General features: G+C 70.2%; 10 protein-coding genes. 7 read left to right on the top strand and 3 right to left on the bottom strand.

Going from position 1 to position 14615, the window contains the following annotated elements; all coding sequences use genetic code 11:
• Positions 1-52 precede the first annotated feature (52 nt).
• Both hslV and hslU read left to right on the top strand, forming a co-directional pair.
• On the top strand, positions 53-610 hold the full coding sequence (hslV, locus tag AB1824_08110) for an ATP-dependent protease subunit HslV (GenBank protein MEW5764929.1): 558 nt from the start codon (positions 53-55) through the stop codon (positions 608-610).
• Between the two features lie 88 nt (positions 611-698).
• On the top strand, positions 699-2111 hold the full coding sequence (hslU, locus tag AB1824_08105; GenBank protein MEW5764928.1) for an ATP-dependent protease ATPase subunit HslU: 1413 nt from the start codon (positions 699-701) through the stop codon (positions 2109-2111).
• Between the two features lie 138 nt (positions 2112-2249).
• Here the strand turns inward: hslU and AB1824_08100 are convergent, their stop codons facing one another.
• From AB1824_08100 to AB1824_08090, 3 genes are all read right to left on the bottom strand, one after another.
• The gene (locus tag AB1824_08100; GenBank protein MEW5764927.1) at positions 2250-2528 is read right to left on the bottom strand and encodes a hypothetical protein; all 279 of its coding nucleotides are present in this window, start codon (positions 2526-2528) and stop codon (positions 2250-2252) included.
• Between the two features lie 149 nt (positions 2529-2677).
• Positions 2678-5608 (bottom strand): PKD domain-containing protein, encoded by a 2931-nt coding sequence (locus AB1824_08095; protein ID MEW5764926.1) that lies wholly within the window; start codon positions 5606-5608, stop codon positions 2678-2680.
• A gap of 130 nt (positions 5609-5738) precedes the next feature.
• Positions 5739-6467: a FadR/GntR family transcriptional regulator gene (locus AB1824_08090; protein ID MEW5764925.1), complete on the bottom strand. Its 729-nt coding sequence runs from the start codon at positions 6465-6467 to the stop codon at positions 5739-5741.
• 168 nt (positions 6468-6635) lie between these two features.
• Here AB1824_08090 and AB1824_08085 point away from each other — a divergent pair, with 168 nt between their 5' ends.
• From AB1824_08085 to AB1824_08065, 5 genes are read left to right on the top strand one after another with little or no spacing between them, the layout of a single operon-like run.
• On the top strand, positions 6636-7940 hold the full coding sequence (locus tag AB1824_08085; protein MEW5764924.1) for an acetyl-CoA C-acyltransferase: 1305 nt from the start codon (positions 6636-6638) through the stop codon (positions 7938-7940).
• Positions 7937-10057, top strand: a complete 2121-nt coding sequence (locus AB1824_08080) for a 3-hydroxyacyl-CoA dehydrogenase NAD-binding domain-containing protein (protein ID MEW5764923.1) — start codon at positions 7937-7939, stop codon at positions 10055-10057. Before AB1824_08085 ends, AB1824_08080 begins: the two co-directional genes overlap by 4 nt.
• A 42-nt stretch (positions 10058-10099) precedes the next feature.
• On the top strand, positions 10100-11893 hold the full coding sequence (locus AB1824_08075) for a long-chain fatty acid--CoA ligase (protein MEW5764922.1): 1794 nt from the start codon (positions 10100-10102) through the stop codon (positions 11891-11893).
• A gap of 22 nt (positions 11894-11915) precedes the next feature.
• Positions 11916-13496, top strand: coding sequence for an acyl-CoA dehydrogenase family protein (locus AB1824_08070; protein MEW5764921.1), 1581 nt, complete (start codon positions 11916-11918; stop codon positions 13494-13496).
• 43 nt (positions 13497-13539) lie between these two features.
• Positions 13540-14610, top strand: coding sequence for a CaiB/BaiF CoA-transferase family protein (locus AB1824_08065; protein MEW5764920.1), 1071 nt, complete (start codon positions 13540-13542; stop codon positions 14608-14610).
• The last annotated feature ends 5 nt before the right edge of the window (positions 14611-14615 follow it).

Here is a 14615-nt window from a genome sequence, read left to right as displayed (position 1 = left end):
CCTCCTTCCCCGCGCTTCCGGCGTGCGGTATGGTAGGGCCGGAGGTGCGGCGGTGGATCGCGTGCGTTCGACGACGGTGCTGTGCGTGTCGAGGGGAGGCCGGGTGGCGCTGGGGGCCGACGGCCAGGTGACGATGGGCCAGACGGCCATCAAGCACACGGCCAGCAAGGTCCGCAGGCTGTACCAGGGGCGCGTTCTGGCGGGCTTCGCGGGCGGGGTGGCGGACGCCTTCGCCCTCTTCACCCGCTTCGAGGCCAAGCTGGAGGAGTTCCACGGGAACTTCGAGCGGGCCGCCGTGGAACTCGTGAAGGACTGGCGCACGGACCGGGCCTTGAGGCGGCTCGAAGCCATGCTGGTGGTGGCCGACGGGGAGCGGCAGTTCCTCCTCTCGGGAAGCGGCGAACTCATCGCGCCCGACGACGGCATCCTCGCCATCGGTTCGGGGGGGCCTTACGCCCTCGCGGCGGCCCGGGCGCTCCTGCGGAACACGGACCTTCCGGCCCGGGCCATCGTGGAGGAGAGCCTGCGCATCGCCAGCGAGATCTGCATCTTTACCAACGGAAACCTGGTCGTCGAGGAACTGGAAAAGGAAACGACCGGCGGGGGATGAGGGCCGCCTCCGGCCCGCCGCGGGCCCTCCGGCGCCATCTTCCCGTTCCTCCCCGCGGACGCTTTCGGGCTCTCCGACAGGTGCGAAAATGATCAAGACGGAACCGGGCTCCCTGTACAACCGCCTCGACGATCCGCTCACGCCCAAGAAGATCGTGGAGGAGCTGGACAAGTACATCATCGGCCAGGCCGAGGCCAAGCGCGCCGTGGCCGTGGCCCTGCGCAACCGCGTGCGACGCCAGACCCTTCCCGAGGACCTGCGCGACGAGGTGGCCCCCAAGAACATCATCATGATCGGCCCCACGGGGGTGGGGAAGACGGAGATCGCGCGGCGCCTGGCGCGCCTGACGGCCTCTCCGTTCCTCAAGATCGAGGCCAGCAAGTTCACCGAGGTGGGCTACGTGGGGCGCGACGTGGAGTCCATCGTGCGCGACCTGACGGAGATCGGGTTCCAGCTCGTGCGCGAGGAGAAGGTGGCGGCCGTGCGGGAGAAGGCCAAGGCCCAGGCCGAGGAGCGCCTTCTCGACCTCCTGATCCCGCCGACGCCCTCGTACCGGCCCGGCGACACGGCCCCGCCCGCCCAGGGGGGGGCCTTCGAGCCGCCCCCGGTGCCGGGCTCAGGAGCCTCCAGCCGGGAGCGCATGCGCGAGTGGCTGAAGGCCGGGCGCCTGAACGACCGCACCGTGGAGGTGAGCGTGCCCGAGGGCGGGGCCTCGATGAAGCTCTTCACCCCGGCGGGCATGGAGGAGATGGGCATCAACCTCCAGGAGCTCCTGCCCGGCCTCGGCGGGGGGCGGCGCAAGACGCGCAAGGTCAAGGTCCCCGAGGCCCTCGAACTCCTGGCCCAGGAAGAGGAGGACAAGCTCATCTCCAAGGACGACATCGACCGGGAGGCCGTCACGCGGACCGAACAGAGCGGGATCGTCTTCCTCGACGAGATCGACAAGATCGCAGGAAAGGGCTCCGGGGGCCACGGCCCGGACGTGAGCCGCGAGGGCGTCCAGAGGGACCTCCTCCCCATCGTGGAGGGAACCCGCGTCAACACCCGCCACGGGCTCGTGCGGACCGACCACATCCTCTTCATCGCCGCGGGGGCTTTCCACATGGCCAAGCCCAGCGACCTCCTGCCCGAACTGCAGGGCCGCTTCCCCATCCGCGTGGAACTGTCGTCCCTGGGCCGGGGCGAGTTCGTGCGGATCCTGAAGGAGCCGCAGAATTCGCTCGTCCTCCAGTACACCTCCCTCCTGGCCACAGAGGGTGTGGAGGTGGTCTTCACCGACGACGCGGTGGAGGCCATGGCCGCCTACGCCGACGCCATCAACGAGAAACTGGAGAACATCGGCGCGCGCCGCCTGCACACCGTCCTGGAACGGGTCATGGACGAGGTCTCCTTCAACGCGCCCGACCTGGGCGGCGCCCGGGTCACCATCGACAAGGCCTACGTGGACGAGTGCCTCCGCGACGTGGCCGCCGACCAGGACCTCAGCCGGTATATCCTGTAAAGGTTCCGGGCGCCCGCTCCGAAAGAGAGACCCAGAAACCGAGCCCCCGCCGGAAAGACACGGCCCCGTCGGTCTGGTCCGGGACGCCGCGGTCCCCCGCGACCGGGTCGTTCGGGCTCGGCCGCCCGCGTCCACGCTTTACCGGGTGGTCGGAAGAAGGGTCCACACCCCGTCGTAGTCCGTCCACTCCTTTCCCGGCGGTGCCGGGTACGGGGGAGTCGGGCTGTTCACCTGGAGGAAGGGGCTGTCCGGGACGATTCGACCGTCCGGGCCTATCTCCGGCTGAGGCGCCGAGTTCTCGGTCGAGGGCTTCTCGGAAGAGTCGGTCGGCGGTAGCCTGAACGGAATCAAGGCGCCCACCCCACCGAAGAACGGGTCTTCCCTCGGGTCCGTCACTTCCTCGAACACTTTCACCATGGGCACCCTCCTCCACTGTTTCAACCGGTTCCGACCGGAACCGCTCGTTCTCCTCCTTAACAGTATAGACACCCGCCCCAAAAAAAATCCCTCCCCGACACCCGGGGCCGTCGGGGCGGGGGTCAGAAGAGGGGTCCTCCACTCCTGGGCTATCTCGTCCAGGTGTACTCGGCCCAGCCGCCGTCGGGGTTGACGAAGCGGAAGAGGGTGGGGATGCCCTTGGGGACGAGGCTCTTGAGCGTCGAGCCCTTGAGGACCACCTTGGCGGCGCTCTTGTAAGTCACGGTGGCGTGGGGCGTCCCTCCGATGAAGACCTGCATCCCGTTTTGCAGGTTGCTCCCGGTGACGACGACGCGGAAGGGGTTGGTCTTCTTGGCCAGGGCGGTGACGGAGGGCGGATTCACCACCGTGACGATCCCCGTTCGGGTGCAGGTCAGCGCTCCGGAGGTGACGGTGAGGGTCCACGTGCGCGCTCCGGGCCCCGAGTAAGCGTGGGCCGAAGCGGAGGTGGCGGCGCCCGAGCCGTCCCCGAAGTCCCAGGCGAAGGAGGGTGCGGCGCACCCGGCGGAGACCTGGGCGGTGGCCGAGAAGGCGCCCGGCTCCCCTGTGTTGAGCAGGGTTGGCGCCGAGGCGGCGCAGGTCAGGGTGCAGGAAGCCACCGTGAGGGTCCCGGTCCGCTGGCAGGTCACCCCGTCGGCCGAGGCCGTCAGCGTCCAGGTGTAGGTCCCCTCCAGCGCGTAGGAATGGGTTACGTCGGCCCCGGAAGCCGGGGGAGAGCCGTCTCCGAAGTCCCAGGCGAAATCGGGCGCGCCGGCGCACTGGCTCACGGAGGCGGAGGCCGAGAAGTTCACGGGCGAACCCGACAGGACGGAGGCCGGGACGAGGGCCGAGCAGGAGACCGAGCACCCTCCCTTGAGGAGGAGGCTGTGGTTGGCTCCCGCGGCGGCCAGGGAGGCGGGCCCGAAGCCGGCCACCCGCACCGGAGCATGGGCGTCCGTGCGATTTCCCTGGCCCAGCTGTCCCGAGGCGTTCCAGCCCCACGTCCAGAGGCTTCCGTCGTCGAGGACGGCCAGGGCGTGGGCGTAGCCGAGGGCCACCGACGCCACGGGGTGGGGGAGGCCCGCCGCCTCCACGGGAAGCGCCCGGTTGGCGGTGGTCCCGTCCCCGATCTGCCCATCCTCGTTGTCTCCCCATAGCCACAGGCTTCCGTCGGTGAGAAGGGCGGCGCTGAAATGGCCCCCCGCGGCCACGGCGGTGGCGGGAAGGGGAAGGCCGAGAACGGGCCCGGGGGTCGGCCGGCTGGTCGTGGTCCCGTCGCCCAACTGCCCGCGGGGATTGTAGCCCCAGGACCAGACGGACCCGTCCTGCCGGAGGGCCAGGGAGTGGTAGGTGCCCGCCGCCACGGCGGTGGCCTGGGTGAGCCCGGCGGCCTGGACGGGGACGGAGGTGGAGGCCGTGGTCCCGTCGCCCAACTGGCCCTGCGAGTTGGAACCCCAACCCCACACCGTCCCGTCGGACCGGACGGCGAGGCTGAACACGCCCCCCCCGGCCACGCCGACGACCTGGGTGAGCCCGGTCTTCTGCGTCGGGAAGCGGTTGCTGTCGTAATTGTAGCCCCAGACCCATACGGTGCCGTCCGCCTTCAGGGCCAGCGTGTGGTAGGCCCCCGCGGCGACCTGCGCAATCCCAGAGAGGCCGGGGATCGGGAGGGGTGTCCCGCTGGGGGCGTAATCGCCGATACCCAGTTCCCCGTAGTAGTTGTCGCCCCAGGAGGAGACCGTGCCGTCGGAAAGGAGGGCCACCGAGTGGGAGGCTCCGCCCGCCGCCTGAACGATGGATCCCGCGCCCGAGATCTGGGCGAAGGACGTTCGGAAGGTGGGGCGGCCCGCGCCGAGCTGGCCGTCCGAATCGGAGCCCCAGGTCCACACCTCGCCCACGCCGTCCACGGCCACGGCGGAATCCCACCCCGCCGCCACGAGGCCCGCCTCGGCGATGGCCAGAACGGGGCCCAGGGAGGCGGCAGAGGAGCAAGTCCCGTTGCCGAGCTGGCCGTAGAAGTTCACGCCCTGGCCCCGGATCGAACCATCCGCGTCGAGGAAGAGGCTGTACTTGTTGCCGGCGGCGACGGACTGCACCGAGGAGAGCCCGCTCACGGAAACGGGAGTGGAGCCCGCTCCGTACCCCCACTGAACGGCCGTGCCGTCCATGCGCGCGGCCAGGGCGTGGTCGTAGCCCGCCGCGAGGGCGGCCACGCCCGACAGGCCCGCCACCTGCACGGGGCTCGTCCGGCTCGTGGTCGTTCCGTCGCCCAGCTGGCCCGAGGCGTTGGCGCCCCAGGCCCAGACCGTTCCGTCCACCCGCCGCGCCAGGGTGAAAAAGCCCCCCGCGGCGATGTCCACGACGTCCGTCAGACCCGGGACGGGAGCCGGGAGGAGGCGGCCCGTGGTGGTTCCGTCGCCCAGTTCGCCGAAGTAATTGGCGCCCCAGGTATAGACCGTGCCGTTCTGGTGCAGGGCCACACTGTGGGCCAGTCCGGCGGCCACCTTGGTGATGGTGTTCAACGACAGCGTGTGAATGGGCGTGGAGCGCGAGACCGTTGTCCCGTCTCCGAGCAGGCCGCTGCCGTTGTAGCCCCAGGCCCAAACGGAGCCGTCGGCGCCGAGGGCGAGGACGTGGTTCCGGCCTGCGGAGATCTGCTTGATGCCCGAGACCCCCGAAACCTGAACGGGAGCGCTGGTGGAGAAGAAGGATCCGTTTCCCAACTGGCCGTCCAGGTTGCGCCCGAAGGCCCAGACCGTCTCGTCCTCCTTCAGGACCACCGTGAATCCGTCTCCGGCGCTGACCCCCTTTGCGGGGCCGAGACCGGGAAGGAGGATGGGGGTCGCCGCCACGGGAGTGGCCCCGTCGCCGATCTGTCCCCGATCGTTGCCGCCCGCGCTGTGGATCGACTGCGCCAGGGGCGCGAGACCGACCCCACAGGCCGCCGCGAGCATGACCGAGGCCCCCAGCCGAAGCGCGCCAGAAGCCCAGGAAAAAGCCCTTTCCACACCGCCACCCGTCCGAATTCCGATCTTGGCCATGAGCCTCTCCATGATTTCTCTTAACCCCGCCCCCGGGCGCTCTATTCTAAAGTCCAGCCTCAAACGATAGCCTGGCTCGACAAGACCGGTGCGGGTCCCCGACGCTCCGGACATCGCAACGGATCAGACTCTAAGACGGACGGCCTGGCCCCAATAGGACCTGTTCGAGGTATTCCAGGTGGATGCGCACGGCGCGCCGGGCCCGGGAGGGGGCGCCGGCCTCCACGGCGTCGAGGACCGAGAGGAGCTGGAGGCGGATGGCCTCTCCGGCTTCGGGGTGGCCCCGCAGCCGGAGGCGGCTGGCGGGAAGGGCGTTCTGCACGAGGCGGTCAATGGACTTTCTCAAGTGGTCGAAGAGCGTGTTGTGGGTGGCGGCGGCCAGGAGCGAGAAGAAGGCCACGTAGGCCTTGCCTCCCGTTTCGCGCCGGACGAGGTTTTCCGCGGAGTGGCCCAGGGCCTCCTCGGCCAGCGCCCGCAGGGATCGGATGTCCTCGGGGGTCCGCCGCTCGGCGGCGAGGGCGGCGCCCTCGGCGTCGATGATCTTCCGGATCTCCAGCAGGTCCCAGAGGCGGGCCGGGTCCACCGCGATCATCTCCTGGATCCCCTCGGGATCGTCCAGGGAGAGCGCCGCGGTCACGAAGACGCCGGAGCGGGGCCGCACTTCCACGAGCCCCCGCGCCTCGAGGGCGCCGATGGCCTCCCTCACGGTGGGGCGGCTGACCCCGAGCTGGCGCGCCAGGGCCGACTCGGAGGGGAGCCGGTCGCCGGCCTTCAGCGCCCCCTCGCTGATGAGCCTCGCGAGGTATTCGCCGGCCTGGCGGCTGAGTTTCGGTCGGCGCTCCAGGGGACGGATCTGCATGGGCGGCTCCATCTGGTAAGACCACAGTTCTGAAAGCATCCTAGGTCATTGGTTCATGAAATGCAACCGGTTGGCTTGACAGGGGGGATTCGCCTTCCTATAGTTTTTATTGTGGTCTGACCAGAATCGTGCCCGCGGGTCGTCCTGCGCCCGCTCCAGGAGGGGAGGATGAAGAGCGGAAGGCTTCCGGGGCGGAGGGTGGTCGTCGTGGACGGCTGCCGGACCCCCTTTCTCCGGTCGGGGACCGACTTCCTCGACCTCTCGGCCTACGATCTCGGCCGGGCGGCGGTGGCGGGCCTCCTTCACCGAACTCCCATCGATCCCAAAGAGGTGGACGCCCTCGTGATGGGGACCGTCATCGCCGACCCGGACACGAGCAACGTGGCCCGGGAGGTGGGTCTGGCCGCCGGCCTTCCCTCCTCCTGTCCCGCGTACACCCTGACGGTGGCGTGCGTTTCGGCCAATCTGGCCTTCGTGAACGCGGCCCACTTCGTCGCCTCGGGCATGGCGGACGTGGCGATCGCGGGAGGGACGGAGACGCTGTCCGATGCGCCCATCCGCCTGAGCCGTCCCATGAGAAAGCGCCTCATGGGCGCCCAGCGGGTCAAGGGGCCCCTTGGGCTCCTTCGCCACTTCGCCGGCACGAAGTGGAAGGACCTCAAGCCCGCCGTGCCCGCCATCGCGGACTTCTCCACGGGGCTGTCCATGGGGCAGAACGGGGAACGCCTCGCCAAGCGACTGGGCGTCACCCGCGAGGACCAGGACGCCTATGCCCTGAACTCCCACCTGAAGGCCGCCAGGGCCAGACAGGAGGGCCACCTGGCCCGGCAGATCGTGCCCGTCCTGGTTCCGGGCCGATTCCGGATCGTCCGGGAGGACAACGGGATCCGGGGCGACAGCACCCCCGAGAAGATGGGGAGCCTGCGGCCCGCCTTCGACCGCTCATTCGGAAGCCTCACGGCCGCCAACTCCTCCTTCCTGACCGACGGCGCCTCGGCCGTCCTGCTCATGTCCGAGGAGAAGGCGAGGGAACTCCGGCTCCGGCCCTTGGCGGCGCTCGTGTCCTACGGCTTCACGGCCATGGACCCCCTGGACGAGCTCCTTCTCGGACCGGCCTTCGCCATTCCCCAGGCCCTGGACGGAGCGGGACTCACCCTGGACCAGGTGGGGGTCGTGGAGATTCACGAGGCCTTCGCCGCCCAGATGGTGGCCAACCTGAAGCTCCTCGAGAGCGATGCCTTCGCCCGGGAGCGCCTCGGGCGCGACCGGGCCGTGGGCCGGGTGGATCCCGAACGCCTCAACGCGTGGGGCGGCTCCCTCTCCATCGGCCATCCCTTCGGAGCCACGGGAGGGCGCCTGGTCACGACCTGCGTCCAGCGAATGCAGAAGGAGGGGGCCCGGTACGGGCTCGTGGCCGCCTGCGCGGCGGGAGCCATCGGGAACGCCCTGGTCTTCGAGAGGGTGGAGCCATGAATCCGGTTCGACTCGAAAAGCGCCTCGACGGAGTGGCGATCCTGACCTTCGACAATCCGTCCGGTCCCCAGAACATCCTGTCCCGAAGCCTCTTCGGCCATTTTCGCTCGGCCATCGAGGACGTCCTGGCCGACCCGCACGTGAAGGCGGCCGTCCTCGCCAGCGGAAAGAAGGACTTCCTGGCGGGCGCCGACCTCAAGGACTTCCTCGCCTGCCGGACGCCCGAGGAAGGGGCCGCGCTGTCGGCCGAGGGCCACGTCCTCATGGACCTCGTGGCCAAGAGCCCCAAGCCCTTCGTGGCGGCCATCCACGGCCAGGTCCTCGGGGGCGGCGTGGAACTCGTGCTGTGCTGCACCTACCGGCTCGCCTCGGACGATCCGGCCACGGTCCTGGCCCTTCCCGAAGTGACCCTCGGGCTCCTGCCCGCCGCGGGGGGAACCCAGCGCCTGCCCCCCCTGGTGGGCCTGCCCGCGGCCCTGCCCATGATGCTCACGGGCCAGAGGGTCCGGAGCCGCAAGGCGCTCCGGATGGGTCTCGTGAGCGCGCTGACCACCCCCGGCGGCCTGGTGGAGACGGCGGCCCTGGCCGCCCGCCGGCTGGCCGAGGGGAGCCTGCGTCCCGGAAGGAGGAAGCGCTCCCTGGTCGAGCGCCTCCTCTCCACTCCGCCCGGAAGGGCCTTGGTCCTGAAGAAGGCCCGCGATTCGGTGCGCGCCAAGACCCGGGGACTGTACCCCGCTCCCTTCGCCATCCTGGACTGCGTGGAAGAAGGGCTGAAGAGGGGACCGGAGGCGGGCTTCCGGAAGGAGGAGGCCCTCTTCGGTGAACTCCTCGCCGGGGAGGCCGCGCGGAGCCTCCTGACCCTCTTCCTTCACATGACGGAGCTGAAGAAGCCCCTCGACGACACGGCGCCGCGTCCCGTGCGGCGGCTCGCCGTCCTGGGAGGCGGCTTCATGGGGGCGGGCGTGGCCTCCGTGTCCCTCAAGCGGTCCGCCGTCGTGGTGAAGGACGTCTCGGACGAGGTCCTCTCCCGGTGCGGAAAGATCGTCTGGGAGGGGTTGTCCAAGCAGGTCAAGTCGGGGGCCGTCACTCGCTTCGAGCGCGACCGGCTCTGGGCGAGGCTCACGCCGAGCCTGGACTACGAGGCCATCCGCCACGCGGACCTCGTGGTGGAGGCGGTCTTCGAAGACCTCGCCCTGAAGAGGAAGGTCCTGGCGGAAACGGAAGCCGTCGTCTCCGAGTCCTGCGTTTTCGCCTCCAACACGTCGGCCCTGCCCATTCGCGCCATCGCGGAAGGGGCCCGCCGGCCGGAGCGCGTGCTGGGGATGCACTACTTCTCGCCCGTGCCCAAGATGCCCCTGCTCGAGATCGTCCGGGCGGAGAAGACCTCCCGCGAAGCCCTCGCGACGGCCCGCGCCTTCGGCGTCTCCCAGGGCAAGACCTGCATCGTCGTGAAGGACGGCCCGGGCTTTTACACGACTCGGATCCTCTCCCCCTTCCTGAACGAGGCCATGGTCCTGCTCGAGGAGGGCGCGCGGGTGGAGGCGGTGGATCGGGCCTTGAAGGACTTCGGCTACCCCGTGGGCCCCGTGGCGCTCCTCGACGAGGTGGGGATCGACGTGGGAGCCCACGTGGCCAAGGACTTCGGCGACACCTTCAAGGACCGGGGCCTCTCCTCCAGCGAGGCCCTGCCGAAGCTCTTCGCCGCCGGGTTCCAGGGGCGGAAGAACGGCAAGGGCTTCTACCTCTACGGCCGCCGGAGGCGGGGCGCCAAGCCCGTAAACGAGGCCGTGTACGCTCTCCTCGGCGGCGCGCCCCGGCGGGAGTTCCCCGCCCTGGAGATGGCGGAGCGGCTGGCCTTTCTCATGGTGAACGAGGCCGTGTGGTGCCTCCAGGAGGGCGTGCTCGCGTGCCCCCGGGACGGAGACGTGGGCGGAATCCTCGGGCTGGGCTTCCCGCCCTTCCGGGGAGGGCCTTTCCGCTACCTCGATACCCTGGGCGCCGGCGAGGCCGTGCGGCGCATGGAGGGGTACGCGGAGCGCCTCGGGCCTCGGTTCCGTCCCGCCCCCCTTTTGGAGGAGGCGGCGCGGAAGGGGACCAAGTTCTACCCTCCAGGATAGGTGGGGCCGCATCCGCGGAGAGGGGAAGGCCGGGGAGTTCGGATGGGATACGAGAACTTCGTGCAGGTGATGCTCGACCGCTTCCGGGAAAGGCCCGGGAAGCCTTGCATGCGGTACTTCCGGGGAGGAGCGTGGAGGGACCTCACCTACGCGGAGGTGGAGGAGCGGGTCCGGTCCATTTCCGCCGCGCTGGTCCGGGCCGGACTGCGTCCCGGCGACCGGGCCGCCATCTTTTCCAGGAACCGCCCCGAATGGGCGCTCTGCGACCTGGCGATCCAGTTCGCCGGCGGGGTCGTGGCGCCCGTCTACGCCGACCTGAGGAGCGAGGAGGCGGCCTACGTCTTGCGCCACTCGGACTCCCGCGTCGTCTTCGTGGAAGGCGAAACGGAGTTGGGAAAGGTCCTCGCGGCGCGGGGGAGCCTCCCCCTTCTGGAGCGCGCCGTCGCGTTCGATCCGGCCCCGGAGGGCGACGGTTTCACCGAGCCGCTTTCGGCTTTCGAGGCCACGGGCGATCCCGCCGTGGGGAGGGAGAGGGTCGAGCAAAGCGCCCGGGCGCCTTCCTCCACCCCCCTCACGCTGGTCTACACGAGCGGGACGACGGGGGACCCCAAGGGCGCCGTCATGACCCACGGGAACGCCGTGGGCGTGGTGGAGGCGGTGCTCGCCGCCGTGGGGCCGGAGAACCACCTGGGACTGAACCTCAGTTTCCTTCCTCTGGCCCATTCGCTGGAGCGGGTGGCCGGCCACTTCACGCCCCTCTACCTGGGCGGGACCATCGCCTACTCCCGTGGGCCCGAGTTCCTCGTGGAGGATTTCGCGGCCGTCCGCCCCGAGTACGCCATCGCCGTCCCGCGTTTCTTCGAAAAGGTCCACGACCGGATCCAGGCGCAGATGGCCAGGGAGCCCGGGTGGAAGCGCCGGATGGCGCGGTGGGCGCTGGAGGCGGGCCGGAAACGGAGCCTTCTCCTGGAATCGGGGCGGCCCGTTCCTCCGTCCCTGGGGCTGAAGTGCGCCCTGGCGAACGCTCTGGTGTTTTCCAAGATCCAAAACAGGCTGGGCGGCCGCTTGAAGTACTTCGTGTCGGGAGGCGCCCCCCTGGCGGCGGACCTGGCCAGGTTCTTCCACGCCGTGGGGATCCTGGTCTGCGAGGGGTACGGCGCCACGGAGACCTCCGCGCCCGCGACGTGCAACACGCCCGAGGCCTTCCGCTTCGGGACGGTGGGGCGGCCCTTGCCGGGCGTGGAGATCCGTCTCGAGGCAGACGGTGAAATCCTCGTCCGGGGCCCCAACGTCTTCGCCGGGTACTTCAAGGACCCGGCGGCCACGGCGGCGGTCTTCACTCCCGACGGCTTCTACCGGACGGGCGACGTGGGGGAGATGGACGCCGACGGCTTCCTGAAAATCACGGACCGCAAGAAGGAGCTGATCATCACGGCCTCCGGGGAGAACATCGCTCCCACGAAGCTCGAGAACCTCCTCAAGGCGCGGCCCGGGATCTCCAACGCACTGGTCCACTGCGACCGCCGTCCCTATGTGGTGGCCCTCCTGACGCTGGACCGGCCCGCCCTGGACGGGGTTCGCCCCGGGCTCTCCTCGGCCCCCCTGGATGCCCCCGAACTGCTCTCCCACGTGCGGGCCCAGGTGGATGCGGTGAACGCGTCCCTCTCGCGGGTCGAGCAGATCAAGGTCTACCGCATCCTGGAGGAGGACTTCTCGGCGGAGAGCGGCACCATGACCCTCACCTTCAAGCTCAAGCGGCGCGTCATCGAGGCGCGCTACAGGGAGGAACTGGAGGAAATGTACGGCGGGCACGTGGGCCGGGTCGGAGGGCTCTAGAATGTCTATCGGAGGCGATCCCATGAACGGCTTCGGTTGGACCTCCGAACACGAGGCCTTCCGGAAGGCCGTGCGGTCCTTCCTGGTGAAGGAGGTGGCCCCCCACGCCGAGGAATGGGAGGCGGCGGGCCGCATCCCCCGGGAGATCTATCTCCGGATGGGAGACCTCGGCTTCCTGGGCATCACGGCTCCCGAGGAATACGGCGGGGCGGGCGCGGATGTCCTCATGGCCGTGGCCTTTCTGGAGGAACTGCCGCGCTCGCGGATGGGGGGATTCTGCGCCTCCGTGTCCGTCCAGCAGTTCATGGCCACCGCCCACATCGCCGCGGCGGGGAGCCAGGCCCTCAAGAGGCGCTACTGGGAGCCCTCCATCCGGGGGGCCAAGGTGGGCGCTCTGGCCATCACCGAGCCCGACGCGGGCTCCGACGTGGCTTCCCTCCGGACCCGGGCGGTCCGGGAGGGGGACGCCTACGTGGTGAACGGCGCCAAGACCTTCATCACGAACGGAGTCTCGGGCGATTTCTACACAATGGCCGTCCGCACCGGGGGAGAGGGAGCCGAGGGCCTGAGCCTTCTCGTGGTGGATGCCGACACGCCTGGGGTCTCCGTCTCGCGCCGATTGAAGAAGATGGGCTGGCACGCCTCCGACACGGCGGAGCTGGCCTTCCAGGACGCGCGGGTGCCGGCCGAAAACCTCGTGGGAGAGGAAGGCCGGGGCTTCGAGCTCATCGTCGGGGCCTTCGCCCTGGAGCGCCTGTGCGCCGCCGCCATCGCGGTAGGGAGCGCGGACCTCGCCCTGGAGGAGACGCTCGCCTACATGAAGAGCCGCACCGCCTTCGGGCGCCCGCTGACCCGCTTTCAGGCCCTCACCCACCGGTTGGCGGACCTCGCCGCCCAGCTCGAAGCGGCCCGCCGCCTCACCTACCACTGCGCCGGCCTCGTCGGAGAGGGCCGCCCCGCCGTCACCGAGGCGGCCATGGCCAAGCTGGTGGCCACCGAACTCTCCGTCCGAATGGCGGACGCCTGCCTCCAGTGCTACGGGGGCTACGGGTTCATGGAAGAGTACCCGCTGGCGCGCTTTTTCCGGGACGCCCGAGCCGCCACCCTCGCGGGAGGAACCTCCGAAATCATGCGCGAAATCGTCGCCCGATCGCTCCTCGAACGCGCAGGGGCCCAGGAGCGCAAGGCGGCCCCGACCGCCCCGTCTTCCCAAAGGAGAGAGCCCACCATGGAACCTTCCGAGAATCCCGCCGCCCAGACGCCGTCCGCCGCCGAACCCTGGACCGTGGAGCGCATCGCCAGGTCCCTGCCCGGGCGGCTGCGCGCCGACAAGGCCGAAGGCTGGAAGAGCACCTTCCACTACCGGCTGAAGAACTCCGAGCATCCCGATTGGACCGTGCGCATCGAAAACGGCGCGTGCACGGTGGAGGAGGGCCTCGCGGGTTCCCCGGACTGCATTGTGGAGATGAAGGAGGAGACCTTCCTCGCCATCGAGACCGGGAAGATGAACCCGCAGACGGCCTTCCTCATGGGCCGGGTGCGCGTCACCAACCTGACGGAGATGATGCAGTTCATCAAGGCCTTCCGGCCCCTCGAAGGGTGATCGAGGGATCGGGGGGCATCCTGGAACGGGCAGGGAGGAAACGATGGAAGGACCCCTGACGGGGACCGTGATCGTGGACGCCTCGCGCATGCTTCCCGGGGCCGTCCTCGACCGCCTGGCCCTGGATTTGGGCGCCACCGTGGCCAAGGTGGAGGACCCCACCGCGGGGGACCCTCTCCGCCACGCTCCGCCCCTGGACCCGGAAAGCGGCGTCGGGGCGGCCTTCGCCTCCCTGTGCCGGGGGGCCGAGTCCGTCTGCCTGGACCTGCGGGAGGAGGCGGGAGCCGCGTCCCTGAGGAGGATGTGCCGCCACGCCGACGTCCTCGTGGAGAGCTTCCGGCCGGGAACGATGGAGGGGTGGGGCCTGGGCTGGGAGAGGATGATGGCCGTGAACCCGGGCCTCATCTACCTCTCCATGTCGGGCTACGGCCACACGGGCCCCGACCGGGATGCCGTGGGCCACGACCTGAACTTCACCGCCTCCTCGGGACTCCTTTCCCTTTTCCCTCCGGGAATGCCCCGGCTGCCCGTTTCGGACATAGCGGGCGGGGTCCTGGGGCTCACGGCGCTCCTGGCGGCGCTCCTGGAACGAAGCCGCACGGGCAGGGGGCGCTTTCTGGACCAGCCCCTCTCGGCCGCCTCGGCGCCCTTTCTGGCCTGGCCCTTGGCGGACCTCGCGGCGGGAGGCGGAGGCCTCGGCGAGGACATGCTTTCGGGCCGGTGTCCCGCGTACCGGCTCTACGCCGGCTCCGACGGGCGGGAGATCGCGGTCTGCTGCCTGGAGCCCAAATTCTGGGACGCCTTCCTCAAGGAGGTGGGCCTTCCCGATCTCGCGGGCGCCGCCCTGGAGCGGGGGGAAGTCGGCGCGGCCGCCGCCGCGCGCATCGCGCAGGCCATCGCGCGAAGGCCTGCCGCATGGTGGACCGAGCGCTTCCGCGTTCTCGGGCTTCCCGTTTCTCCGGTGCGGGACCTGGAGGCCGTGCGGTCCCTCGCCCTGGCGGGGGGCGCCGGGGTAGGCTTCCCGTTTCCTGCGCTCCTCGCGTCTTACGGACGCCCCGGCGCGGGGCCCGTTCCCCGGCTGGGCGAGCATACGGCGAGGTGGACCGGCGGCTGATTCGG

It is taken from the genome of Acidobacteriota bacterium, from assembly GCA_040752915.1.
Lineage (GTDB): Bacteria > Acidobacteriota > UBA4820 > UBA4820 > DSQY01 > JBFLVU01.
The sequence above is the reverse complement of the archived record's forward strand: the minus strand, read 5'-3'. Positions and strand labels throughout refer to the sequence as shown.